Origin of the sequence: Microcosmobacter mediterraneus (assembly GCF_031846265.1) — a bacterium.
GTDB classification, from domain to species: domain Bacteria; phylum Bacteroidota; class Bacteroidia; order Flavobacteriales; family Flavobacteriaceae; genus Microcosmobacter; species Microcosmobacter mediterraneus.
In genome coordinates this window covers 88518-112450 of sequence record NZ_JAVRIA010000003.1, presented here as the reverse complement: position 1 = coordinate 112450, position 23933 = coordinate 88518, and the positions used below count along the sequence as shown (strand labels likewise).

37 protein-coding genes are annotated in these 23933 nt (G+C 33.4%); 36 read left to right on the top strand and 1 reads right to left on the bottom strand.

What is annotated here, in order from left to right:
- Positions 1-17 precede the first annotated feature (17 nt).
- Positions 18-1709, bottom strand: a complete 1692-nt coding sequence (locus tag RM697_RS07040; RefSeq protein WP_311427162.1) for a POTRA domain-containing protein — start codon at positions 1707-1709, stop codon at positions 18-20.
- A 178-nt stretch (positions 1710-1887) separates the two neighbouring features.
- Here RM697_RS07040 and rpsL point away from each other — a divergent pair, with 178 nt between their 5' ends.
- From rpsL to RM697_RS06860, 36 genes are all read left to right on the top strand, one after another.
- Positions 1888-2262, top strand: a complete 375-nt coding sequence (rpsL, locus tag RM697_RS07035) for a 30S ribosomal protein S12 (protein ID WP_007094992.1) — start codon at positions 1888-1890, stop codon at positions 2260-2262.
- Between the two features lie 27 nt (positions 2263-2289).
- Complete coding sequence (gene rpsG / locus RM697_RS07030; RefSeq protein WP_311427161.1) at positions 2290-2766, top strand: 30S ribosomal protein S7; 477 nt, start codon at positions 2290-2292, stop codon at positions 2764-2766.
- Between the two features lie 6 nt (positions 2767-2772).
- Complete coding sequence (gene fusA, locus RM697_RS07025; RefSeq protein ID WP_311427160.1) at positions 2773-4899, top strand: elongation factor G; 2127 nt, start codon at positions 2773-2775, stop codon at positions 4897-4899.
- 12 nt (positions 4900-4911) lie between these two features.
- Positions 4912-5217, top strand: a complete 306-nt coding sequence (gene rpsJ, locus RM697_RS07020) for a 30S ribosomal protein S10 (RefSeq protein ID WP_007650482.1) — start codon at positions 4912-4914, stop codon at positions 5215-5217.
- Positions 5218-5335: 118 nt separating this feature from the next.
- On the top strand, positions 5336-5953 hold the full coding sequence (gene rplC / locus RM697_RS07015) for a 50S ribosomal protein L3 (protein WP_311427159.1): 618 nt from the start codon (positions 5336-5338) through the stop codon (positions 5951-5953).
- Positions 5953-6582 carry a 50S ribosomal protein L4 gene (gene rplD / locus RM697_RS07010; RefSeq protein WP_311427158.1) on the top strand — a complete coding sequence of 210 codons (630 nt, stop codon included), beginning with the start codon at positions 5953-5955 and terminating at the stop codon, positions 6580-6582. The genes rplC and rplD overlap by 1 nt, the downstream gene beginning before the upstream one ends.
- Before the next feature lie 8 nt (positions 6583-6590).
- A complete protein-coding gene (rplW, locus tag RM697_RS07005) occupies positions 6591-6881 on the top strand; it encodes a 50S ribosomal protein L23 (protein ID WP_311427157.1) in 291 nt (96 codons plus the stop codon).
- A 10-nt stretch (positions 6882-6891) separates the two neighbouring features.
- Complete coding sequence (gene rplB / locus RM697_RS07000; RefSeq protein WP_311427156.1) at positions 6892-7719, top strand: 50S ribosomal protein L2; 828 nt, start codon at positions 6892-6894, stop codon at positions 7717-7719.
- 10 nt (positions 7720-7729) lie between these two features.
- Entirely contained in the window at positions 7730-8008 is a 279-nt protein-coding gene (gene rpsS, locus RM697_RS06995; RefSeq protein WP_311427155.1) for a 30S ribosomal protein S19, read from the top strand.
- A gap of 5 nt (positions 8009-8013) precedes the next feature.
- Complete coding sequence (gene rplV / locus RM697_RS06990; protein WP_311427154.1) at positions 8014-8421, top strand: 50S ribosomal protein L22; 408 nt, start codon at positions 8014-8016, stop codon at positions 8419-8421.
- A 9-nt stretch (positions 8422-8430) separates the two neighbouring features.
- Complete coding sequence (rpsC, locus tag RM697_RS06985) at positions 8431-9153, top strand: 30S ribosomal protein S3 (RefSeq protein WP_311427153.1); 723 nt, start codon at positions 8431-8433, stop codon at positions 9151-9153.
- Between the two features lie 20 nt (positions 9154-9173).
- Positions 9174-9593, top strand: coding sequence for a 50S ribosomal protein L16 (gene rplP, locus RM697_RS06980; protein WP_311427152.1), 420 nt, complete (start codon positions 9174-9176; stop codon positions 9591-9593).
- A gap of 11 nt (positions 9594-9604) precedes the next feature.
- Positions 9605-9793 carry a 50S ribosomal protein L29 gene (gene rpmC, locus RM697_RS06975; protein WP_311427151.1) on the top strand — a complete coding sequence of 63 codons (189 nt, stop codon included), beginning with the start codon at positions 9605-9607 and terminating at the stop codon, positions 9791-9793.
- Positions 9794-9806: 13 nt separating this feature from the next.
- The gene (gene rpsQ, locus RM697_RS06970; RefSeq protein WP_311427150.1) at positions 9807-10064 is read left to right on the top strand and encodes a 30S ribosomal protein S17; all 258 of its coding nucleotides are present in this window, start codon (positions 9807-9809) and stop codon (positions 10062-10064) included.
- 2 nt (positions 10065-10066) lie between these two features.
- Positions 10067-10435, top strand: coding sequence for a 50S ribosomal protein L14 (gene rplN / locus RM697_RS06965; protein WP_311427149.1), 369 nt, complete (start codon positions 10067-10069; stop codon positions 10433-10435).
- 13 nt (positions 10436-10448) lie between these two features.
- Positions 10449-10760 (top strand): 50S ribosomal protein L24, encoded by a 312-nt coding sequence (gene rplX / locus RM697_RS06960; protein ID WP_311427148.1) that lies wholly within the window; start codon positions 10449-10451, stop codon positions 10758-10760.
- A gap of 2 nt (positions 10761-10762) precedes the next feature.
- Complete coding sequence (gene rplE / locus RM697_RS06955; RefSeq protein WP_311427147.1) at positions 10763-11314, top strand: 50S ribosomal protein L5; 552 nt, start codon at positions 10763-10765, stop codon at positions 11312-11314.
- A 2-nt stretch (positions 11315-11316) separates the two neighbouring features.
- On the top strand, positions 11317-11586 hold the full coding sequence (rpsN, locus tag RM697_RS06950) for a 30S ribosomal protein S14 (protein WP_115463222.1): 270 nt from the start codon (positions 11317-11319) through the stop codon (positions 11584-11586).
- A 119-nt stretch (positions 11587-11705) separates the two neighbouring features.
- The gene (gene rpsH / locus RM697_RS06945; RefSeq protein ID WP_311427146.1) at positions 11706-12104 is read left to right on the top strand and encodes a 30S ribosomal protein S8; all 399 of its coding nucleotides are present in this window, start codon (positions 11706-11708) and stop codon (positions 12102-12104) included.
- Positions 12105-12116: 12 nt separating this feature from the next.
- Entirely contained in the window at positions 12117-12659 is a 543-nt protein-coding gene (rplF, locus tag RM697_RS06940) for a 50S ribosomal protein L6 (RefSeq protein WP_311427145.1), read from the top strand.
- A gap of 10 nt (positions 12660-12669) precedes the next feature.
- On the top strand, positions 12670-13026 hold the full coding sequence (rplR, locus tag RM697_RS06935; protein ID WP_311427144.1) for a 50S ribosomal protein L18: 357 nt from the start codon (positions 12670-12672) through the stop codon (positions 13024-13026).
- A gap of 6 nt (positions 13027-13032) precedes the next feature.
- Positions 13033-13557, top strand: coding sequence for a 30S ribosomal protein S5 (rpsE, locus tag RM697_RS06930; protein WP_311427143.1), 525 nt, complete (start codon positions 13033-13035; stop codon positions 13555-13557).
- Positions 13558-13568: 11 nt separating this feature from the next.
- Positions 13569-13751: a 50S ribosomal protein L30 gene (gene rpmD, locus RM697_RS06925; RefSeq protein WP_311427142.1), complete on the top strand. Its 183-nt coding sequence runs from the start codon at positions 13569-13571 to the stop codon at positions 13749-13751.
- Between the two features lie 13 nt (positions 13752-13764).
- Positions 13765-14217 (top strand): 50S ribosomal protein L15, encoded by a 453-nt coding sequence (gene rplO / locus RM697_RS06920; RefSeq protein WP_311427141.1) that lies wholly within the window; start codon positions 13765-13767, stop codon positions 14215-14217.
- 13 nt (positions 14218-14230) lie between these two features.
- Positions 14231-15586, top strand: coding sequence for a preprotein translocase subunit SecY (secY, locus tag RM697_RS06915; protein WP_311427140.1), 1356 nt, complete (start codon positions 14231-14233; stop codon positions 15584-15586).
- Positions 15587-15595: 9 nt separating this feature from the next.
- Positions 15596-15811, top strand: a complete 216-nt coding sequence (gene infA / locus RM697_RS06910) for a translation initiation factor IF-1 (RefSeq protein WP_007094967.1) — start codon at positions 15596-15598, stop codon at positions 15809-15811.
- A gap of 4 nt (positions 15812-15815) precedes the next feature.
- Positions 15816-15932 carry a type B 50S ribosomal protein L36 gene (gene ykgO / locus RM697_RS06905; RefSeq protein WP_008269159.1) on the top strand — a complete coding sequence of 39 codons (117 nt, stop codon included), beginning with the start codon at positions 15816-15818 and terminating at the stop codon, positions 15930-15932.
- A gap of 99 nt (positions 15933-16031) precedes the next feature.
- Positions 16032-16406, top strand: a complete 375-nt coding sequence (rpsM, locus tag RM697_RS06900; protein ID WP_311427139.1) for a 30S ribosomal protein S13 — start codon at positions 16032-16034, stop codon at positions 16404-16406.
- Positions 16407-16601: 195 nt separating this feature from the next.
- A complete protein-coding gene (gene rpsK, locus RM697_RS06895) occupies positions 16602-16985 on the top strand; it encodes a 30S ribosomal protein S11 (protein WP_282044241.1) in 384 nt (127 codons plus the stop codon).
- Positions 16986-17156: 171 nt separating this feature from the next.
- Positions 17157-17762 (top strand): 30S ribosomal protein S4, encoded by a 606-nt coding sequence (gene rpsD, locus RM697_RS06890; RefSeq protein ID WP_311427138.1) that lies wholly within the window; start codon positions 17157-17159, stop codon positions 17760-17762.
- A gap of 93 nt (positions 17763-17855) precedes the next feature.
- Complete coding sequence (locus RM697_RS06885; RefSeq protein ID WP_311427137.1) at positions 17856-18848, top strand: DNA-directed RNA polymerase subunit alpha; 993 nt, start codon at positions 17856-17858, stop codon at positions 18846-18848.
- Between the two features lie 136 nt (positions 18849-18984).
- Complete coding sequence (rplQ, locus tag RM697_RS06880; RefSeq protein WP_311427136.1) at positions 18985-19455, top strand: 50S ribosomal protein L17; 471 nt, start codon at positions 18985-18987, stop codon at positions 19453-19455.
- An 83-nt stretch (positions 19456-19538) separates the two neighbouring features.
- The gene (gene carA / locus RM697_RS06875; protein WP_311427135.1) at positions 19539-20642 is read left to right on the top strand and encodes a glutamine-hydrolyzing carbamoyl-phosphate synthase small subunit; all 1104 of its coding nucleotides are present in this window, start codon (positions 19539-19541) and stop codon (positions 20640-20642) included.
- Between the two features lie 157 nt (positions 20643-20799).
- Positions 20800-22092, top strand: coding sequence for a phosphopyruvate hydratase (gene eno / locus RM697_RS06870; RefSeq protein WP_311427134.1), 1293 nt, complete (start codon positions 20800-20802; stop codon positions 22090-22092).
- 74 nt (positions 22093-22166) lie between these two features.
- A complete protein-coding gene (locus RM697_RS06865) occupies positions 22167-23270 on the top strand; it encodes a hypothetical protein (protein ID WP_311427133.1) in 1104 nt (367 codons plus the stop codon).
- Positions 23267-23779, top strand: a complete 513-nt coding sequence (locus RM697_RS06860; RefSeq protein WP_311427132.1) for a DUF350 domain-containing protein — start codon at positions 23267-23269, stop codon at positions 23777-23779. Before RM697_RS06865 ends, RM697_RS06860 begins: the two co-directional genes overlap by 4 nt.
- Positions 23780-23933: the final 154 nt, after the last annotated feature.

Sequence of the window (23933 nt, the reverse complement as noted above, 5' to 3'; positions counted from 1 at the left end):
ATTTTTAACGATTAAGATTAGAATTGTGCAGTTAGACTAATGTGGATTTTAGAGTCAGAGAGGCTAAATCGTTGGTTTTCTGTTTTAGCACTAGCATAGTTAAATCTAAAAAGCCCTGCATTAGTTAACAAACCAAAACCAAAACCAAATCCAAATAACTTGGTTTTTGAATTAATGATATCGTTCTCACTATAAGATGCATCAACAACAGAGTGAACATATAATGTATTACTAACTTTATATCTGTACTCTGTATTTAAAACACTAAATAAGTTAGCAATAAGGCTGTTTTCTTCAAACCCTCTTATAGAATTTATACCTCCAAACCTAAAGAGCTCGTTTTCTAGATAATTATCAGATTCTAAGTAAGCACCACTTATTTTAGTGTAAATACTATTCCGATCATTGAGATTAAATATTTTAAAACCAGAAAATGTAACTCTATTTTGATTGAATTCGGTGTTTTGTAGTGTTCTATTACCAATACCAATAGAAAAATTAATAGTAGTATTTATAGGAAATAATTTATCGTAACGTTGAGGTTTAATATAATCGTAATAGAGATTATAAAAGTTAGAGTTAAAATCATCTAAAGTTGTTGTGGTATTTTCTAAAAGATTACTGGAGTTTATAGCATCAATACCTAAACCAATTTTATTATTTTGATTTATGTTGTAACCAAGACGTACAATTTGGGTTGTGGTTAAGAAGGTAGAATCTTTTCTAAAAATATTTAATCCAAGATCCACATCAATTGGAGACCCAAACAAATAAGGTAGATTGGCTTTTACATCAAAAGTTCGTTGTTCATTTTCATCACTTTTGTAAAGTAATTTTAAGGATTCTCCAAAATTTAAATTATTAGTTAATATTAAGTTGAGATAGCCATCAAACTCAAGTTTATTTGTTTCTTCATTAGTACCAAAACCTAAAAAGCCATCAAAGCTGTTACTTTTAGTTTTCTCAATATACATATATAATATGGTAGAGTCTCTTGTAAATAGTACCTCAGGATCTTTAATCTGATTTGCAAATACTAAAGAACCTAGTCCTTCTGCTTTAGTATTTATATCTTCAATGCTAAAGGTGTTCCCTTTATTAATTTTTAGAAAACGCCGAACAAAGCTTTTTGGGAATTTTTCATAACCCTTAATGATTATAGAGTCAATTCTTCTTTTAGAATTAGATACTGTTTTTAAATCAGCATTAATATCTGTTGAAGATCTCTTTGAAATATTGGTAAGCTGTATGGTAGAGAAAGGGTCACCTTGATCAGATAATCTTTTATTTAAAGTAGAAAGTACAAATTCCAGGTCACTAATTTTTATTTCAATACTATTGTTGTTAATATCTAATGGCAGATCCTTAAGTAATGAGGTATCAAAATCATCTGAGATTGAGACACTTATTTTTTTATATCGTTTTCCAATACTAAAGCTGGCTAGATAGGTTGAATCATTTAGTTTTGAAGTTTCCGAAATAATGGCTTCTAAGTAACCAGAATATTGCAATTTTAGAGTCAAAGCGTTTAATTCAGTATCTAGAGATTTATAGTCCTTAAAATTATTTTTATAGCCAATTGAATCTATGACTTTAGTTTCCTCAGAGGATGCTCCAACCGTTTCAAGGTAAATAGATTGTGAAAAACTATCTATAGTAAGTATAGAAAAGATAAAAATTAATACAATGTATTTTGGTCTCTTAGACATATTAATTCTAAAGAATAAACTTCAAATCTAACGGAAAAAATTGGCTTAAAATATGTGAGTAGAATAATAAAAAAATATTGTTTTTAAAATTAACCTCTTAGTGTTTGAATAATTGAATATAATTTCTACCTTTGCAGCCCTTTTATAAAGGGATTATTAAAATTATATATAAACATATATGCCAACAATTTCACAATTAGTAAGAAAAGGAAGAGCCAAAATAACTAAGAAGAGTAAATCGGCTGCTTTAGATTCTTGTCCTCAGAGACGTGGAGTTTGTACGCGTGTTTATACTACAACACCTAAGAAACCTAATTCAGCTATGCGTAAAGTAGCAAGGGTTAGATTAACAAATGGTAACGAAGTAAACGCATACATTCCAGGAGAAGGACATAATTTACAAGAGCACTCGATAGTATTAGTTAGAGGTGGAAGGGTAAAAGATTTACCAGGAGTTAGATACCACATTGTACGTGGTGCTTTAGACACAGCAGGTGTTGAAGGACGTACGCAACGTAGATCTAAGTATGGTGCAAAACGCCCAAAGAAGTAAATTTTTAAAAAACTTTAAGAAGAAGACATGAGAAAAAGAGCAGCGAAAAAAAGACCGCTTTTACCAGATCCACGTTTTAACGATCAGTTAGTAACTCGTTTTGTTAATATGATGATGTGGGACGGAAAAAAGTCTGTGGCATTCAAAGTATTTTACGATGCAATTGACATTGTAGAAGAAAAGAAAACTGACGAAGAAAAATCAGCTTTAGAAACTTGGAAAGATGCATTATCTAATGTAATGCCTCATGTAGAAGTTCGTAGCCGAAGAGTAGGTGGAGCAACATTCCAAATCCCTATGCAAATTCGTCCAGATCGTAAAGTATCTACTGCAATGAAATGGTTAATTGGTTATGCTCGTAAGAGAAACGAAAAATCAATGGCTCAGAAATTGGCAGCAGAAATATTAGCAGCTTCTAAAGAAGAAGGTGCAGCTGTTAAGAAGAGAGTTGACACTCACAAAATGGCAGAAGCAAATAAAGCATTCTCACACTTTAGATTTTAATTTAAGATGGCAAGAGATTTAAAATATACAAGAAATATAGGTATTGCAGCACATATTGATGCTGGAAAAACTACCACTACAGAGCGTATTCTTTATTATACAGGTGTTTCTCACAAAATTGGTGAAGTACATGATGGTGCTGCAACAATGGATTGGATGGAGCAAGAGCAGGAAAGAGGTATTACAATTACTTCTGCTGCTACAACTTGTGAATGGAAATTCCCTACTGAAAATGGTAATCCTATAGCAGATACAAAAGGATACCATTTTAATATAATAGACACTCCTGGTCACGTTGACTTTACGGTAGAAGTAAACCGTTCATTACGTGTGCTAGATGGTTTAGTATTCTTATTTAGTGCTGTGGATGGTGTTGAGCCACAATCAGAAACTAACTGGAGACTAGCTGATAACTATAAAGTTCCAAGAATAGGTTTCGTTAACAAAATGGACCGTCAAGGATCTAACTTCATGGCTGTATGTCAGCAAGTAAAAGATATGCTAAAGTCTAATGCAGTACCAATTGTTTTAAACATTGGTGATGAAGCAGATTTTAAAGGTATTGTAGATTTAGTAAAAAATAGAGCTATCGTTTGGCATGACGAAACTCAAGGGGCAACTTTTGATGTTATCGATATTCCAGAAGATATGAAAGAAGAAGCACGTAAATACAGAGCTTTACTTATAGAAGAGGTAGCTGGTTACGATGAAAATCTTCTAGAGAAATTTATGGAAGATGAAGATTCTATCACAGAAGACGAAGTGCATGCTGCACTTAGAGCTGCTGTTATGGATATGTCTATCATTCCTATGATATGTGGTTCTGCATTTAAAAATAAGGGTGTACAATTTTTATTAGATGCTGTATGTCGTTATTTACCTTCTCCAACAGATAAAGAAGGTATTGTAGGTACAAATCCCGATACAGATGAAGAAATAATTCGCAAGCCAGATGTTAAAGAGCCATTTTCTGCATTAGCATTCAAAATTGCAACAGATCCTTTTGTGGGTCGTTTAGCATTTTTCCGTGCTTATTCTGGTCGTTTAGATGCAGGTTCTTATATCTTGAATAATCGTTCAGGTAAAAAAGAGCGTATCTCACGTATTTACCAAATGCATTCTAATAAGCAAAACGCTATCGATTTTATTGAAGCAGGAGATATTGGAGCAGCAGTAGGATTTAAGGATATTAAAACAGGTGATACATTATCTGATGAAAAGAATCCTATTGTTTTAGAATCTATGGACTTCCCAGATCCAGTAATTGGTATTGCTGTGGAGCCTAAGACTAAAGCAGATGTTGACAAATTAGGTATGGCATTATCTAAGTTATCTGAAGAGGATCCAACATTTACAGCAAGAACAGATGAAGCTTCAGGACAGACTATTATATCTGGAATGGGTGAGCTTCACTTAGATATTATTGTTGACCGTTTAAAGCGTGAGTTTAAGGTTGAAGTAAACCAAGGACAGCCTCAAGTAGAGTACAAAGAAGCAATTACGCAACGTGCAGAACACAGAGAAGTTTATAAAAAGCAATCTGGTGGACGTGGTAAATTTGCAGATATCGTATTTACTTTGGAACCAGCTGAAGAAGGTAAAACAGGATTAGAGTTTGTTTCTCAAATTAAAGGTGGTAACGTTCCAAAAGAATTTATCCCTTCAATTGAGAAAGGATTTAAAATGGCAATGATTAATGGTCCATTAGCTGGTTATGAAGTAGATTCTATGAAAGTAACTTTAACTGATGGTTCTTACCATGATGTAGATTCTGATCAATTATCATTCGAATTAGCGGCCAAGCTTGGATTTAAAAATTCAGCAAAAGCAGCTAAGGCAGTAATTATGGAACCAATTATGAAATTGGAAGTAATTACTCCAGAAGAAAACATGGGTGATATTGTAGGAGATTTAAATAGAAGAAGAGGTCAAGTAAGTGATATGGGAGACAGAGCTGGTGCAAAAACTGTGAAAGCTACTGTACCATTATCTGAAATGTTCGGCTATGTAACAACGTTAAGAACATTATCTTCAGGTCGTGCAACCTCAACAATGGAATTTTCACATTATGCTGAAACTCCTAAAAATATATCAGAAGAAGTAATTGCAGCAGCTAAAGGCATAGAAGCTTAAAACTAAAAGAAAATGAGTCAGAAAATTAGAATAAAATTAAAGTCTTACGATCATAATTTAGTTGATAAGTCTGCTGATAAGATTGTAAAAACAGTAAAGAGTACAGGTGCTGTTGTAACCGGACCAATTCCATTACCAACACACAAGAAAATTTTCACTGTATTACGTTCACCTCACGTAAATAAGAAGTCAAGAGAACAATTTCAATTAAGCTCTTACAAGAGATTATTAGATATTTACTCGTCGTCTTCAAAAACAATAGACGCATTAATGAAGCTTGAATTACCAAGTGGAGTTGAAGTTGAGATTAAGGTGTAAGAAAAAATAACATGTCCTGAGCTGCGAGCGAAGGAAAAACGGATAAATACATTTCAGGGACGAAAAGTATTTTGTCCCTGAATTTTTTAAATAAGTAAATAATAAATAAATAATAATTATGTCTGGGTTAATTGGAAAAAAAATCGGTATGACCAGCATCTTTGACGAGAATGGAAAGAATATTCCATGTACAGTTATAGAAGCAGGTCCATGTATCGTTACCCAAGTCAGAACCGAAGAAGTTGATGGTTATAATGCACTTCAACTTGGTTTCGATGACGCGACAGAAAAAAGTGCTACTAAAGCTGATCTAGGTCATGCTAAAAAAGCAGGTACTTCTGTAAAACGCAAAGTTGTTGAATTTAAAGGTTTTGGTGAGGAGTACAAATTAGGTGATGCTATTACAGTAGATCATTTTATTGAAGGAGAATTTGTAGATATTGCAGGAACTTCTAAAGGTAAAGGTTTTCAAGGTGTAGTAAAACGTCACGGATTCGCTGGTGTTGGACAAGCAACACATGGACAGCACAACCGTTTAAGAGCTCCTGGTTCTATTGGTGCAGCTTCTTATCCTGCAAGAGTATTTAAAGGAATGAAGATGGCCGGAAGAATGGGTGGAGAAACAGTAAAAGTTCAAAATTTAAGAGTTTACAAAGTGGTTCCTGAAAAAAACCTAATTGTTGTTAAAGGATGCGTTCCTGGTCATAAAAACTCTTATGTAACAATTCAGAAGTAATGAAGGTAGCAGTTTTAGATATAAAAGGAAAAGACACAGGCAGAAAGGTTGAGCTTTCTAAAGATGTGTATGCTATTGAGCCTAACGATCACGCTGTATATTTGGATGTTAAACAATATTTAGCTAACCAAAGACAAGGAACACACAAGGCTAAGGAAAGAGCAGAAATTACTGGAAGTACACGTAAAATTAAAAAACAGAAGGGAACTGGTACAGCTCGTGCAGGTTCTATAAAGTCTGGTGTATTTAAAGGTGGTGGTCGTATGTTTGGCCCAAGACCAAGAAACTATGGTTTTAAATTGAATAAAAATTTAAAACGATTAGCTCGTAAATCGGCTTTATCAATCAAAGCTAACGAAAAGTCAATCGTAGTTTTAGAGGACTTTAATTTTGATGCTCCAAAGACAAAAAACTTTACAGCTTTATTAAAAGCCTTAGAGATAGAAAACAAAAAATCACTGTTTGTGTTGGGTGGCTCGAATAATAACGTATATTTGTCGTCGCGCAATTTGAAAGGCTCTGAGGTTTTAACAAGCTCAGAATTAAGCACTTACAAAATTATGAATGCAAACAAAGTAGTGCTTTTAGAAAGCGCTTTAGAAGGAATTGAAACGAATTTAAGTAAATAAGAACGGTCATGAGTATCTTAATTAAACCTATTATTACTGAAAAAGCTACAATGGATAGCGAGTTGAGAAACTGCTTTAGCTTTCAAGTGAATACAAAGGCGAATAAGGTAGAAATTAAAAAAGCAGTAGAATCTGCTTATGGCGTTTCTGTTGAAAAAGTTCGCACAATAAACGTTCGTCCAGATAGAAGAACACGTTTTACAAAGACAGGTGTTCAACATGGTAAAACAAATGCTATTAAAAAAGCAATTGTACAACTGGCGGAAGGTGAAACTATAGATTTATATGCTAACATGTAATTAAAGACAAATGTCAGTAAGAAAGTTAAAACCAATCACATCAGCCCAGCGATTTAGAGTAGTTAATGGATTTGACGCCATTACTACTGATAAGCCGGAAAAGAGCTTGCTCGAACCGAAAAAAAGGTCTGGTGGTAGAAACAGTCAAGGAAAGATGACCATGCGCTACAAAGGTGGTGGTCATAAGAAAAAGTATCGTGTTGTAGATTTTAAGCGAAATAAAACAGGAATTCCTGCAGAAGTCACATCTATAGAATACGATCCAAACAGAACTGCGTTTATCGCATTATTGAATTATCAAGATGGAGAGAAACGTTACATCATTGCACAAAATGGATTACAAGTTGGGCAAAATGTAGTGTCTGGTGAAAGTGGAGTTGCTCCAGAAATTGGAAATGCAATGCCATTAAGTGAGATTCCATTAGGAACAATAATTTCTTGTATAGAGTTACGTCCAGGTCAAGGTGCTGTTATGGCACGAAGTGCAGGTACATTTGCTCAATTAATGGCAAGAGATGGTAAGTTCGCTACAGTAAAATTACCTTCTGGTGAAACACGTTTAATTCTTGCAAATTGTATGGCAACAATTGGTGTAATATCCAATTCTGATCATCAATTAATAGTTTCTGGTAAAGCAGGACGAAGCAGATGGTTAGGAAGACGTCCACGTACAAGGCCAGTTGTTATGAATCCTGTGGATCATCCAATGGGTGGTGGTGAAGGTAAATCTTCTGGTGGACATCCACGTTCTAGAAAAGGTATACCTGCTAAAGGTTATAGAACCCGTTCTAAAACAAAAGCGAGTAATAAATATATTGTAGAACGTAGAAATAAATAACTGAGATAATATGGCACGTTCATTAAAAAAAGGACCTTACATCCATTATAAATTAGAAAGAAAAGTAGCTTCTAATGTTGAAGCTAATAAAAAGACTGTAATCAAAACATGGTCTAGAGCTTCAATGATCTCACCAGATTTTGTAGGTCAGACAATAGCTGTTCATAATGGTCGTCAATTTGTTCCAGTATATGTTACTGAGAACATGGTAGGTCATAAATTAGGAGAATTTTCACCAACACGTTCATTCCGTGGACATGCAGGTGCTAAAAATAAAGGTAAAAAATAATAGCTATGGGAAGTCGTAAAAAACAAATGGCAGATGCTATTAAAGCTGAGAAAAAGCAAATTGCTTTCGCAAAGCTAAATAACTGTCCTACCTCTCCAAGAAAAATGCGTTTAGTTGCGGATTTAGTAAGAGGAGAAAAGGCTGATAAAGCATTACAAATTTTAAGATTCAGCTCTAAAGAAGCATCACGTCGTTTAGAGAAGTTGTTACTGTCTGCTATTGCAAACTGGCAAGCTAAAAACGAAGATGCTGATATTGAAGAAGCAAATTTATTTGTAAAAGAAATTAGAGTAGATGGAGGTTCAATGCTTAAGCGTTTACGTCCTGCTCCTCAAGGTAGAGCACACAGAATTAGAAAAAGATCTAACCACGTCACATTAGTGGTAGATGCATTAAATAATACACAAAGCTAAGATAGAGATATGGGACAAAAAACAAATCCAATCGGAAATCGTTTAGGTATCATCAGAGGATGGGAATCCAATTGGTATGGTGGTAATGACTATGGCGATAAGCTTGCAGAAGACGATAAGATTAGAAAGTATATCCACGCTCGTTTATCTAAAGCTAGTGTGTCTAGAGTAATTATTGAGCGTACGCTTAAACTTGTAACCGTTACAATTACTACAGCTCGTCCAGGTATCATTATTGGTAAAGGAGGACAAGAAGTAGACAAGTTAAAAGAAGAGCTTAAGAAAATTACAGGTAAAGAAGTTCAGTTAAATATTTTTGAAATTAAAAGACCTGAACTTGATGCGTATTTAGTAGCTTCAAGTGTTGCTCGTCAGATTGAAAGCCGAATTTCATACAGACGTGCAATTAAAATGGCAATTGCAGCAGCTATGCGTATGAATGCTGAAGGAATAAAAATTCAAATTAGTGGTCGTTTAAATGGTGCCGAGATGGCACGATCAGAGCACTATAAAGAAGGACGTATTCCTTTATCAACATTTAGAGCTGATATTGATTATGCTTTAGTAGAATCTCATACTACTTATGGTAGATTAGGAGTTAAAGTATGGATCATGAAAGGCGAAGTATACGGAAAAAGAGAACTTTCTCCGCTTGTTGGATTATCTAAGAAGCAAGGAAAAGGTGGACGTGGTGGAGCCAGAAAAGGTGGTAACCAACGTCGTAGAAAGTAATTTTTTAAAGAAAAAAGAACATGTTACAGCCGAAAAGAACAAAATTTCGCAAACAACAGAAAGGAAGAATGAAAGGTAACTCTGGAAGAGGTCACCAACTTTCTAATGGTATGTTTGGTATAAAATCATTAGACTCTAATTTCTTAACATCGCGTCAAATTGAAGCTGCACGTATTGCTGCTACACGTTACATGAAAAGGGAAGGTCAACTTTGGATTAAAATTTTTCCAGATAAGCCTATTACAAAGAAGCCTTTAGAAGTACGTATGGGTAAAGGTAAAGGTGCTGTAGAATATTGGGCAGCTGTTGTAAAACCAGGTAGAGTTTTATTTGAAGTAGCAGGAGTGCCAATGGATGTTGCCAAAGAAGCATTGCGTTTAGCCGCTCAAAAACTTCCAGTAAAAACTAAGTTTATTATAGCTAGAGATTACGAAGCTTAATAGAAAGAATTATGAAGCAAACAGAAATTAAAGAATTATCTACAGCTGAGTTACAAGAAAAACTTGGTGAAATCAAAAAGAGTTACGCTGACCTTAAAATGGCACATGCAATTTCTCCTTTAGACAATCCAATACAGTTACGTGCTGTTAGACGCACTGTAGCAAGATTGGCTACTGAATTAACTAAAAGAGAACAATAATTCTGCTTTAAAGATGGAAAAAAGAAATTTAAGAAAAGAACGTATAGGAGTTGTTACAAGTAACAAAATGCAGAAATCAATTGTTGTTTCTGAAGTTAAAAAAGTAAAACATCCTATGTATGGAAAATTCGTATTAAAAACGAAGAAGTACGTAGCACACGACGAGAAAAACGACTGCAACGAAGGCGATACTGTAAAGATCATGGAAACACGACCAATGAGTAAGTCTAAGTGCTGGAGATTAGTAGAAATAATTGAAAGAGCGAAGTAATTATGTTACAACAAGAATCAAGATTAAAAGTAGCTGATAACACTGGTGCAAAGGAAGTTTTAACGATCCGTGTACTTGGTGGAACAAAAAGACGTTACGCTTCAGTTGGAGATAAAATAGTAGTATCAGTCAAAGATGCTACTCCAAACGGAAGTATAAAAAAAGGTGCTGTGTCTACAGCAGTTGTTGTTCGTACTGTAAAAGAAGTAAGACGTCCAGATGGATCTTACATCAGATTCGATGACAATGCATGTGTACTTTTAAATCCGCAAGGAGAAATGAGAGGTACTCGTGTTTTTGGACCAGTAGCAAGAGAACTTCGTGATAAACAATTCATGAAAATTGTATCATTAGCACCAGAGGTGCTTTAATACAGATATTAAGATGACAAAGCTTAAAATTAAGTCAGGAGATACAGTACAAGTTATAGCTGGAGACAATAAAGGGTCTGAAGGTAAAGTGCTTAAAGTATTAAGAGATAAGAACAGAGCCATCGTGGAAGGTGTAAACATGGTTAAGAAACATACTAAACCAAGTGCACAAAACCCACAAGGTGGTATAGTAGAAAAAGAAGCCTCTATACACATATCAAATCTTTCCCTATTAACAGGAAAAGGTGAGACAACACGAGTTGGATATAAAATGGAAGGTGATAAAAAAGTAAGATTTTCTAAAAAATCTAATGAAGTAATTTAGTTATGGCTTACACACCAAGATTAAAACAAGAGTACAAGGACAGAGTTGTTACTGCTCTTACAGAAGAATTTGGATATCAAAATGTAATGCAAGTACCTAAGTTAGAGAAAATAGTTATCTCTAAAGGAGTTGGTGCTGCTGTTGCTGATAAAAAATTAATTGATCATGCTATCGAGGAGTTATCCAAGATATCAGGTCAAAAAGCTGTAGCTACTATTTCTAAGAAAGATGTTGCATCATTTAAGTTACGTAAAGGAATGCCAATTGGTGCCAAAGTAACTTTAAGAGGAGAACAAATGTATGAGTTTTTAGATCGTTTAGTAACTTCTGCTTTACCACGAGTTAGAGATTTCAGTGGTATCAAAGCAACAGGTTTTGATGGTAGAGGAAATTACAACTTAGGTGTAACTGAGCAAATCATTTTCCCTGAGATTGATATTGATAAGATTAATAAGATATCTGGTATGGACATTAGTTTTGTGACTTCGGCTGCTACAGACAAAGAAGCAAAATCTTTATTGTCAGAACTAGGTTTACCTTTTAAAAAGAATTAAATATGGCTAAAGAATCAATGAAAGCCCGCGAGGTAAAAAGAGCTAAAACGGTTGCTAAATATGCTGCTAAACGAAAAGCTTTAAAAGAAGCTGGAGATTATGAAGCATTACAAAAGTTACCTAAAAATGCTTCGCCAATACGAATGCACAATCGTTGTAAATTAACAGGAAGACCAAAAGGTTACATGAGACAGTTTGGTATTTCGCGTGTTACGTTTAGAGAGATGGCTAACCAAGGTTTAATCCCAGGTGTTAAAAAGGCATCTTGGTAGAATATACCTCGTAGTAAGAATTATAGATGTGATTAATCGCATCTCAAAATAATATGAATTATAAATTGGTTTGAAGTTCGAGCATTGGTTCGAAAACCAAAACCACAAACTAAATAGTTATGTATACAGATCCAATAGCGGATTATCTAACAAGAGTTAGGAATGCAGTAAAAGCAAACCACAGAGTAGTGGAGATTCCTGCATCTAACCTTAAAAAAGAAGTAACTAAGATTTTATTCGATCAAGGATATATCTTAAGTTACAAATTCGATGATTCATCAACTCAAGGTACTATTAAGATAGCTCTTAAGTACAATAAAGAGACCAAAGAATCAGTAATCAAAAAGATTCAGAGAATAAGTAAACCAGGTTTACGTAAGTATGCTGGTGCTAACGAGATGCCAAGAATCCTTAATGGTCTTGGAATTGCAATTGTTTCTACCTCTCATGGAGTAATGACAGGTAAACAAGCGCATAGAGAAAACGTTGGTGGAGAATTATTATGTTACGTTTACTAAAAAGGAATAAAGATGTCAAGAATAGGAAATAATCCAGTAGCAATTCCTGAAGGTGTAACAATTGATGTTAAGGATAACGTAATTACTGTAAAAGGTAAATTAGGTGAATTAACTCAAGAATTCTCAGGAGTTGAAATTAAAGTAGAAGATGCTAATGCAACCGTTAGTCGTCTAACAGAAAAGAAAGAACATAAAGCAAAGCATGGTCTTTACAGATCATTAATTGCAAATATGGTAGAAGGCGTATCTAAAGGCTGGACTAAGGAATTAGAATTAGTTGGTGTAGGTTACAGAGCTTCTAACCAAGGACAAAAATTAGATTTAGCATTAGGTTTTTCTCATAACATAGTTTTAGACATTGCTCCAGAAGTAAAGGTTGAGACTATATCTGAAAAAGGAAAAAATCCAATAGTTAAATTAACATCTCACGATAAGCAATTAGTAGGACAAGTTGCTGCTAAAATCCGTGGCTTCCGTAAGCCAGAACCTTACAAAGGAAAAGGAATTAAGTTTATCGGTGAGCAAATAAGAAGAAAAGCAGGTAAATCAGCTTAATAGTTAAGTTATGGCATTAACAAAGAACGAAAGAAGACTAAGAATAAAAAGCAGAATACGTAAAGTAGTATCTGGTACTGAATCTAGACCAAGATTATCTGTTTTTAGAAGCAATAAAGAAATTTATGCTCAAATCGTGGATGACGTTACAGGAAAAACTATTGCTGCTGCATCATCTAGAGATAAAGACATAAGTTCTGCTAAAGGAAATAAAACTGAAGTAGCTGCATTAGTAGGTAAATCAGTAGGAGAGAAAGCTGTGAAAGCTGGAGTAGAAACAATCTCTTTTGATAGAGGTGGTTATTTATATCATGGAAGAGTTAAATCATTAGCTGAAGGCGCAAGAGAAGCTGGACTAAAATTTTAAGACATTATGTATCAGAAATATAAAAATGCACAATTAGTAAAACCAGGAGGATTAGAATTAAAAGATCGTCTTGTTGGTGTGCAGCGTGTTACTAAAGTAACAAAAGGTGGTAGAGCTTTCGGATTTTCAGCTATTGTAGTTGTTGGAGATGAAGCAGGTGTTGTAGGTCAAGGACTAGGTAAATCTAAAGACGTGGCTACAGCAATTGCTAAAGCAGTAGAAGATGCTAAGAAGAATCTTGTACGCATTCCAATTATAAAAGGAACATTACCACACGAACAAAAAGGTAAGTATGGTGGTGCAAGAGTAAACATTATTCCTGCAGCCCCTGGTACAGGAGTTATTGCTGGTGGTGCTGTAAGAACAGTATTAGAGGCAGTTGGTGTTCATGATGTACTATCAAAATCTCAAGGATCTTCTAACCCTCACAATGTTGTAAAAGCAACTTTTGATGCTTTATTGCAACTAAGAGATGCAAATACTATTGCAAAAGAGAGAGGAATTTCTTTAGAAAAAGTATTTAACGGATAATCTAGGATAAGATGGCAAAGATTAAAGTAACAAAAGTAAAAAGTGCAATCAACCGCACTAAAAGACAAAAGCTTACATTAGAAGCTTTAGGCTTAAAAAGAATTGGTCAGGTTGTAGAGCATAATGCCACACCAAATATCCTTGGTATGGTTAGAAAAGTTTCACATTTAGTTTCTGTAGAAGAAACAAAATAATATTTACTAAACAATGGATTTAAGTAATTTAAAACCTGCAGAAGGTTCGGTGAAAAATAAAGGGAAACGCGTTGGTCGTGGACAAGGTTCTGGAAAAGGTGGTACCGCAACTCGTGGTCACAAAGGAGCTAAGTCGCGTTCAGGTTATTCTAAGAAATTAGGATTTGAAGGTGGTCAAATGCCATTACAAAGACGTGTTCCTAAGTTTGGATTTAAAAACATTAACCGTGTTGAATACCAAGGTGTAAATCTTGATACATTACAACAATTGGTAGATGATAAAAAAATAAAGGGTACTGTAGATTTTAATACTATGGTAGAACTAAGATTAGCTGGTAAGAACGAACTAGTTAAAATTTTAGGTCGCGGAGAATTAAAAGCTAAATTAAAAGTGTCTGCTCATAAATTTACTGCTTCGGCAAAAGCTGCAATCGAAGCTGCAGGAGGAGAAGCTGTAACTTTATAAGATTTTATAGACAATGAAATTAATAGAAACATTAAAAAACGTTTGGAAGATTACAGAGCTTAAGGATCGTATCATTCTTACGCTTGGTTTATTATTAGTATACCGTTTTGGTGCACAAGTAGTATTACCAGGTATTGATGCGTCTCAATTAGGTAAACTTGCAGAAACTACAGATGGAGGTATCTTAGGATTACTTAATGCCTTTACAGGTGGAGCATTTGCTAATGCCTCAGTTTTTGCATTAGGTATTATGCCTTATATATCAGCCTCTATTGTAGTACAGTTAATGGGAATTGCAATTCCTTATTTACAAAAACTTCAGAAAGAAGGTGCAAGTGGGCAAAAGAAGATTACTCAAATCACTCGTTGGTTAACTATAGTGATTTGTTTATTTCAAGCTCCAGGATATTTAGCAAGTTTACCCAGTTTAGGTATTCCTGGTGAAGCATTCTTATTAGGGCAAACATTTACGTTCTATTTTTCCTCTGTAATTATCTTAGTTACTGGCTGTATATTTGCTATGTGGTTAGGTGAGAAGATTACTGATAAAGGTATTGGTAATGGTATTTCATTGTTAATTATGGTAGGTATTATTGCTACGTTACCACAATCATTTATCCAGAATGCTGCTTCAAGATTAAGTGGTGCTGGTAATGGTGGTTTCATGATGATATTAATAGAATTAGTAATATGGTTCATTATCATCTTAGCCTCTGTAATGCTTGTTATGGCCGTAAGAAAAATTGCAGTACAATACGCAAGACGTAATGCTTCTGGTGGTTACGAGAAAAATGTATTTGGAGGATCAAGACAGTTTTTACCATTAAAATTAAATGCCTCTGGTGTAATGCCAATTATCTTTGCACAAGCCATCATGTTTGTACCAAGTTTAATAGGTGGTTCTTCAATGCTAAAAGACTCCACAGTTGGTCAATGGATGCAAGCAGAGTTTAGTGATATTTTTGGATTATGGTATAATATTGTTTTTGCTCTATTAATTATTGTATTTACATATTTTTATACTGCTATTACAGTGCCAACAAACAAAATGGCAGACGATTTAAAACGAAGCGGTGGATTTATTCCAGGTATTAGACCAGGAACAGAAACTGCTGAGTATTTAGATAAAATTATGTCTCAAATTACATTTCCAGGATCTTTATTCTTAGCATTAGTTGCTATATTTCCTGCTATTGTGGTTAAGATTATGAATGTTCAGCAAGGTTGGGCACTATTCTTTGGTGGTACCTCTCTATTAATTATGGTCGGTGTTGCAATCGATACAATGCAGCAAGTAAATTCTTATTTGTTGAATAGACATTATGATGGTTTGATGAAAACTGGTAAAAACAGAAAAGCTAACGCTTAATTTTAAACTATGGCTAAACAAGCAGCAATAGAACAAGATGGAACAATTATAGAAGCATTATCTAATGCTATGTTTCGTGTAGAGTTAGAGAACGGTCACATTGTGACTGCGCATATATCTGGTAAAATGCGTATGCATTATATTAAATTATTACCAGGAGATAAAGTTAAATTAGAAATGAGTCCTTATGATTTAACAAAGGCTCGTATAACATATAGATACTAATACGATGAAAGTAAGAGCATCAGTAAAGAAAAGAAGTGCGGACTGCAAATTAGTTCGTAGAAAAGGTAGACTTTACGTAATTAACAAAAAGAATCCTAGATTCAAACAAAGACAAGGATAAAAGAAAAGTCATTAGTAATTAGTAGTTAGACGAATCTGTTCGAAATCGAAAGGTTTAGGATTCTAACAACTAAACACTAACACTAAACACTAAATTAATATGGCAAGAATTGCAGGTGTAGACATACCAAAACAAAAAAGAGGAGTAATCTCTTTAACTTATATCTATGGAATAGGTAGAAGTAGAGCTAAAGATATTTTAGCAGTAGCAAAAGTAGATGAAAGTACAAAAGTTCAAGATTGGACAGATGATGAAATCGGAAAAATCCGTGAAGCTGTTGGATCGTTCACTATTGAAGGTGAATTACGTTCTGAAACACAACTAAACATTAAGCGATTAATGGATATAGGTTGTTACAGAGGTATTCGTCATAGAGCTGGTTTACCATTAAGAGGTCAACGTACTAAAAACAACTCTAGAACAAGAAAAGGAAGACGTAAAACAGTTGCTAATAAAAAGAAAGTAACTAAATAATCAATAGTAATTAGTACATAGTCGTTAGTGATTAGATTCATTTATTACAATTTAATTTTCTAGCAACTATCAACTAAAGACTGCAAACTAAAATAGACATTAGTCATTAGTATTTGGACGTTAGAAGAATCTGTTTGAAATGTAAAAGTTTAGGATTCCAATAACTAAAAGCTAACAACTAGAAACTAAAAAAATATGGCAAAGTCAAGTACAAAAAAACGTAAAGTCATTGTAGATGCAATAGGTGAAGCGCATATTACAGCTTCATTTAACAATATCATTATTTCTTTAACAAACAAGAAAGGTGATGTTATTTCTTGGTCATCTGCTGGTAAAATGGGATTCAGAGGATCTAAAAAGAATACACCTTACGCTGCTCAATTAGCTGCTGAAGATGCTGCAGGAGTAGCAAAAGAAGCAGGATTGAAAAAAGTAAAAGTATACGTTAAAGGTCCTGGTAATGGTAGAGAATCTGCAATAAGATCAATTCATAATGCTGGTATTGAAGTATCAGAAATTATTGATGTAACACCAATGCCGCACAATGGATGTCGTCCACCAAAAAGACGTCGTGTATAATTTGCAATATTTAGAAATTAATATCAATTTTTTAATCTATTGTTATTGATTTTTATATGTAAATTTGCAAACTGAAAAATAGAATAATAACAAGTATCAACTAGAGATCAACGATTATAGAAGGATAAGATTAAGACCTTAATTTTATAATCACTCTAAAATCAAATTAAAATGGCAAGATATACTGGTCCTAAAACAAAAATCGCTCGTAAATTCGGGCAAGCTATTTTTGGAGACGATAAAGCCTTCGAAAAAAGAAACTATCCTCCAGGGCAACACGGAAATAACCGTCGTCGTGGAAAGAAATCTGAATATGCTATCCAGTTAATGGAAAAGCAAAAAGCTAAATACACATATGGTGTATTAGAAAAGCAATTCAGAAACATGTTCAAAAAAGCAACTGCTGCTCAAGGTATCACAGGTGAAGTTTTATTACAATTGTGTGAATCGCGTTTAGATAACGTCGTTTTCAGAATGGGTATTGCTCCATCTAGAAGTGGTGCAAGACAGTTAGTATCTCACAGACACATTACAGTAAACGGTGAAAAGGTTAATATACCTTCTTATCAACTAAAAGCTGGTGATGTTGTAGGTGTAAGAGAAAAATCTAAATCTCTTGAGGTGATTCAAAATTCATTGACTAATTCTACTCAAGTTTATGAGTGGATTACATGGAACAATGATAAAAAGGAAGGAACATATGTTTCTGTACCTGCAAGAATCCAAATTCCAGAACAAATCAATGAGCAATACATCGTTGAACTTTACTCAAAATAATAATTAATCATATTGGTATTTAGCCAAAGGGTCTATTGGTCTTCTTCAAACTTTTAAACCGCGCAACTAAATAACAATTAAAACGAAGAAACTATGGCAATATTAAATTTTCAGAAACCAGACAAAGTAATCATGATTGATTCTAATGATTTCGAAGGTAAATTCGAATTCAGACCATTAGAACCAGGATATGGTTTAACAGTAGGTAATGCACTTAGACGAGTGTTGTTGTCTTCATTAGAAGGTTTTGCAATTACATCTATTAGAATTGAAGGTGTTGATCATGAATTTTCAACAATTTCAGGTGTAGTAGAAGATGTAACAGAAATGATTTTAAACTTAAAGCAAGTTCGTTTTAAGAGACAAATTGATGAAATAGACAATGAGTCTGTTTCAATTTCAATTTCTGGACAAGAGCAAATTACAGCTGGTGATTTTCAAAAGTTTATCTCAGGATTTCAAGTGTTAAATTCAGATTTAGTAATCTGTAACCTAGACCCTAAGGTAAGCATTAATATGGAAATTACTATTGAAAAAGGTAGAGGTTATGTTCCTGCAGAAGAAAATAAGAAGTCTTCAGCACCAATGGGAACCATCTTCACGGATTCAGTTTATACACCAATAAAAAATGTAAAATACAGTATTGAGAATTTCCGTGTGGAGCAAAAAACAGATTACGAAAAATTAGTTTTTGAAATCATCACAGATGGCTCAATTCATCCAAAAGAAGCTTTAACAGAAGCTGCTAAAATCTTAATCCATCACTTCATGTTATTCTCTGATGAGCGTATCACTTTAGAGGCAGATGAGATTGCTCAGACTGAAACTTATGATGAAGAATCGCTTCACATGAGACAGCTGTTAAAAACTAAATTAGTAGATATGGATCTTTCTGTACGTGCACTTAACTGTTTAAAAGCAGCTGAAGTAGATACGTTAGGTGATTTAGTATCTTTTAATAAAAATGACTTAATGAAGTTCCGTAATTTCGGTAAGAAGTCTTTAACTGAGCTAGAAGAACTAGTAAATGTAAAAGGATTAAACTTCGGAATGGATTTAAGTAAATACAAATTAGATAAAGACTAACGATTGTCATTCTTGTGTTTTCACTGAGCGTAGTCGAAGTGAAGGCAGGAATCTCATTCAAATAAGTAATATTAATAATCATATTTTGCTCTCCCGAAGCTTCGGGATTTGGTAGCAAGATGATAAAACAAATGTCATGAGACACGGAAAAAAAATTAATCATTTAGGAAGAAAAACAGCGCATAGAAAAGCAATGTTAGCAAATATGGCTTGTTCATTGATTGAACACAAGCGTATTAATACAACTGTTGCCAAAGCAAAAGCGTTAAAGCAATTTGTTGAACCAATGATTACTAAGTCTAAAGAAGATACAACACACAATAGACGTATTGTATTTTCTAAATTAAGACAAAAGGAAGCTGTAGCAGAATTATTTAGAGATGTTGCAGCAAAGGTTGGAGATCGACCAGGTGGTTATACTCGTATCATTAAATTAGGAAATCGACTTGGTGATAACGCAGATATGGCAATGATAGAGCTAGTAGATTATAACGAGCTTTATAATGCTGATAAGCCTAAGAAGAAAACAACTCGTAGAAGTAGAAGAGGAGGAAGCAAAGCTGCTACACCACCTGTAGAAACTAAAGCTACTAACGAAGAAGAATAATGTTAATAAGCATTAATAACTCAAAGGATAAACTATTTTAGTTTATCCTTTTTTTTGTGCAATTTTGTAAAACTTTTTTAAACATGAAATATAAAAAACGTAATAAAGCCCTTGTTTTACTTGCAGATGGTACCATTTTCTATGGTAAATCTATAGGTAAAGAAGGTACTGCATTTGGTGAGGTTTGTTTTAATACTGGAGCCACAGGATATCAAGAAATTTTTACCGATCCTTCATATTATGGCCAACTTATGGTCACCACCAATGTTCATATTGGAAACTATGGAGCACATAAAGATGAAGTAGAGTCTAACTCTGTTAAAATATCAGGATTAATCTGTAGAAATTTTTGTTTTGAATATTCTAGAGCTAGTGCTACCGAATCCTTAGAAAACTTTTTAGAAGCCAATAATATTCTAGCAATATCTGATGTTGATACCAGAGCATTAGTAAGTTACATAAGAGATAATGGAGCAATGAATGCAGTTATTTCTACAGATATTAATAATATTGAAGGTTTAAAAAAGCAACTAGATGAAGTCCCTTCAATGGAAGGCTTAGAGTTGGCTTCACAAGTTTCAACTAAAGAACCCTATTATTTTGGTAATGAAAATGCTAAGTACAAAATCTCTGCTTTAGATATTGGTATTAAGACTAATATTTTAAAGAATCTGGCGAAGAGAGATGCATACATTAAAGTATTTCCATATAATGCTTCTTTTGAAGATTTAGAAGCTTTTAAACCAGATGGTTATTTTTTATCTAATGGACCTGGTGATCCAGAACCGTTAAAAGAAGCTCAAGACGTAGCTAAGGAAATTATTAAAAGAGATTTACCATTATTTGGTATTTGTTTAGGACATCAAGTGATTGCCTTATCACAAGGTATATCTTCATATAAAATGCATCATGGTCATAGAGGCATTAATCATCCTGTTAAAAACCTAATTACTGGAAAAGGCGAGATAACGTCTCAAAATCATGGTTTTGCTATCAATAGAGAAGAAACAGAAGCAAATTCTGATATTGAAATTACACATTTGCATCTTAATGATAATACTGTTGCTGGTATAAGAATAAAAGACAAAAACTGTTTTTCAGTTCAGTATCATCCAGAAGCAAGTCCAGGGCCACATGATTCTTCTTATCTGTTTGATCAGTTTATAGAAAATATTAGTAAAAACTAATTACAGTAATGGCAAAGAAATTAAAGATTCTTTGCCATTTTTATTTTACTAAAACGCTATAGTTAGTTTTTAATGTAAATCTATTCTGTAATATGAAATATAGGCAATGTATTTCGTAAATTTGCTTTTCAAATTTTAACAATCAAAAAAAATTAGCATGAGTATTATCATTAACGTTCACGCCAGACAAATTTTAGATTCAAGAGGAAACCCAACTGTAGAAGTAGATGTCATTACAGAAAATGGTGTTTTAGGAAGAGCTGCTGTGCCCTCTGGTGCATCAACAGGAGAGCACGAAGCCGTAGAGCTTAGAGATGGAGGCGATACGTTTATGGGAAAAGGGGTTTCTAAAGCCGTTAAAAATGTGAATGAAACCATCGCAAATGAGTTACTCGGAGTTTCTGTATTTGAACAAAATGCTATCGATCAATTAATGATTGATTTAGATGGTACAACAAACAAATCTAAATTAGGAGCTAATGCTATTCTGGGTGTATCCCTAGCAGTAGCTAAAGCAGCAGCAAACGAACTTAATTTACCTTTGTACAGATATGTTGGTGGTGTTTCTGCAAATACACTTCCAGTTCCCATGATGAATATTATTAATGGAGGCTCACATAGCGATGCACCGATTGCATTTCAGGAATTCATGGTAATGCCTGTTAAGGCAAAAGACTTTTCTCAGGCTATGCAAATGGGAACAGAAATATTCCATAACCTTAAAAAGGTATTGCACGATAGAGGCTTGAGTACTGCTGTTGGCGATGAAGGTGGCTTTGCACCAAATTTAGAAGGTGGAACAGAAGATGCTTTAGATACTATTGGTAAAGCTGTTACTAACGCAGGTTATAAGCTAGGAGATGATATTATGATTGCATTAGATTGTGCTGCTGCAGAGTTTTATAAAGATGGAAAGTACGACTATACTATTTTTGAAGGTGAATCTGGTAGCGTAAGAACGAGTAAAGAGCAAGCAGATTATTTAGCAGATTTAGCATCTAAATATCCAATTATTTCCATTGAAGATGGTATGGATGAAAATGATTGGGATGGCTGGAAATATCTAACCGAAAAAATTGGCGACAACGTACAATTAGTAGGAGATGATTTATTTGTAACTAATGTTGAGCGATTATCTAGAGGAATTGATAACAATACGGCAAATTCTATTCTTATTAAAGTAAACCAAATAGGTACGTTAACAGAAACTATTGCTGCTGTAAATATGGCTCACAATGCAGGTTACACGTCAGTAATGTCACATAGATCTGGAGAGACCGAAGATAATACCATTGCAGATTTAGCTGTTGCTTTAAATACTGGTCAAATTAAAACAGGATCTGCTTCTCGAAGTGATCGTATGGCAAAGTACAATCAACTATTACGTATTGAAGAAGAATTGGCGCATACAGCATATTATCCAGGTACAAATGCCTTTAAGATAGGTTAAACTAATTTTAAATTTAATATCTAAAGTCTTTCATTATAAAATGGAAGACTTTTACTTTTTTGTACATTTAGCTAATGAGTTATAAAAAAGGGTTTAATAAATTTCTGCAATTAGTTTATAGGATTCTCTCTGGAATACTTGTTTTTTTAGCCATCATCTTATTTTTAATCGTTGGTGCTTCCATACTATTGTCTTTAAATGATATTAATATTAAAACCCTAGTGTTATTGGTAGCAGCTATTGCTATAGTAGTCTATTTATTTAAAAATAAAAAGCTAAGAACCTATCATAAAGAAAATACCTCATCAATATTTTTGAAAGAGATTTTTAATATTACGTTTGGGTTATTTTTTTTAGGATTTTTTATAACTAATATTAGCTTTCCTAATCCTACTATTATTGATTTTGAAGAAGAGCAACAATCTGAAAGAGTAGTTCTGTATACAGATAGTACAGAGCAAACTGTAAATCAATACTATCAAAGCAGACAGACTTGGTATGATTTTTCTCGTCAAAAGCATAGCTTAAAGTTTATAGTAAATTATGATGATGTTCTAAAGTCTAAAGAGAATAGAGAATCGTTTAAAGCGGATTATTCAAATTTTAAGTATTCAAAAGTTAAAGACAACATAGAAAAACGATATTACACTTTTTTTTGGAGTCAATTGTACAATGAACTTATTGAAAATGATAAGCCTTTAGTTGAAACTTTAGCAAACGAGTTTGATAATTATCGAGTGAAAAATAAGTTTAATAGAAAACAATTTGCAGAATTAATGATTACTGCTATACAGGATATCCCTTATGTTTTGATTCGTTCAGATTCTTGTAAAATATCTGACATTAAACCTTGTGTTGCAAATATTAAGTTTGGTCTTTTTGCACCAGCCGAGTATGTGTCTAATCTTCAGGGCGATTGTGACTCTAGAACAGTATTGCTTTTTACGCTTTTAAGTAAATTTAATTTTGATGTTGCAATACTAAATAGTAAAGTCTACAGCCACTCTATGTTAGGGATTAATTTACCTTCAACAGGTAAATTTATTAAGCATAAAACTAATAAATATTACTTTATAGAAACCACATCGAAGCACTGTCCTATTGGGTTTTTACCAAAAAGTTTTTCAAGAATAGATAACTGGGATTTTGTTTTAATTAATAATTTAGTAAAAGCATGAATGTACTTTATTTAGCCATATTACAAATCATTATGTCTATCCTACTATCTGTAGTAGTGTTTTTTATTTCTTACAAGATTTTATTAAAACTGTTTGGTGTTAAGGATCAAAAACTAAATAACGATAATCTTGCATTAAGCATATTCTTTTCAGGTATTATTTTTAGTACAGGATATTTGTTAAGTGGTATAATACCATCAATAATAAGCGCCATAGAATTGTTAAAAATTAATAATGGAGATGATATGTATGTTAAGATAATAAAGTATTCATCTTTAGCATTATTTTTTGGGTTTTTAATGGCATCTATGATCCAATTTAGCGCTTTTGTATTGATAAAGACTATGACAAAATATGTAAAAGAAGTTGATGAATTAAAACGTAATAATTTAGCAGTAGCAATTTTACTATCAACGATTTTAATTTCTATCACTTTAATTTCTAAAGATAGTTTAGTATTTTTAATAGAACTTTATATGCCACAACCAGACGTTGTAAAATTCATTTAGTTTTAAGTATTCAGTTTTAGAAATAAGCCAACATGTTTAGGTTGTTCTTTTTAAAAGACCTCTTTGTTGATTTCTTAAAAGTGAAGCCTTTTCTATTATAGATTTTTAATATATCATAATAAATATTTACTTTTTTTATGACTTTATAAATCCT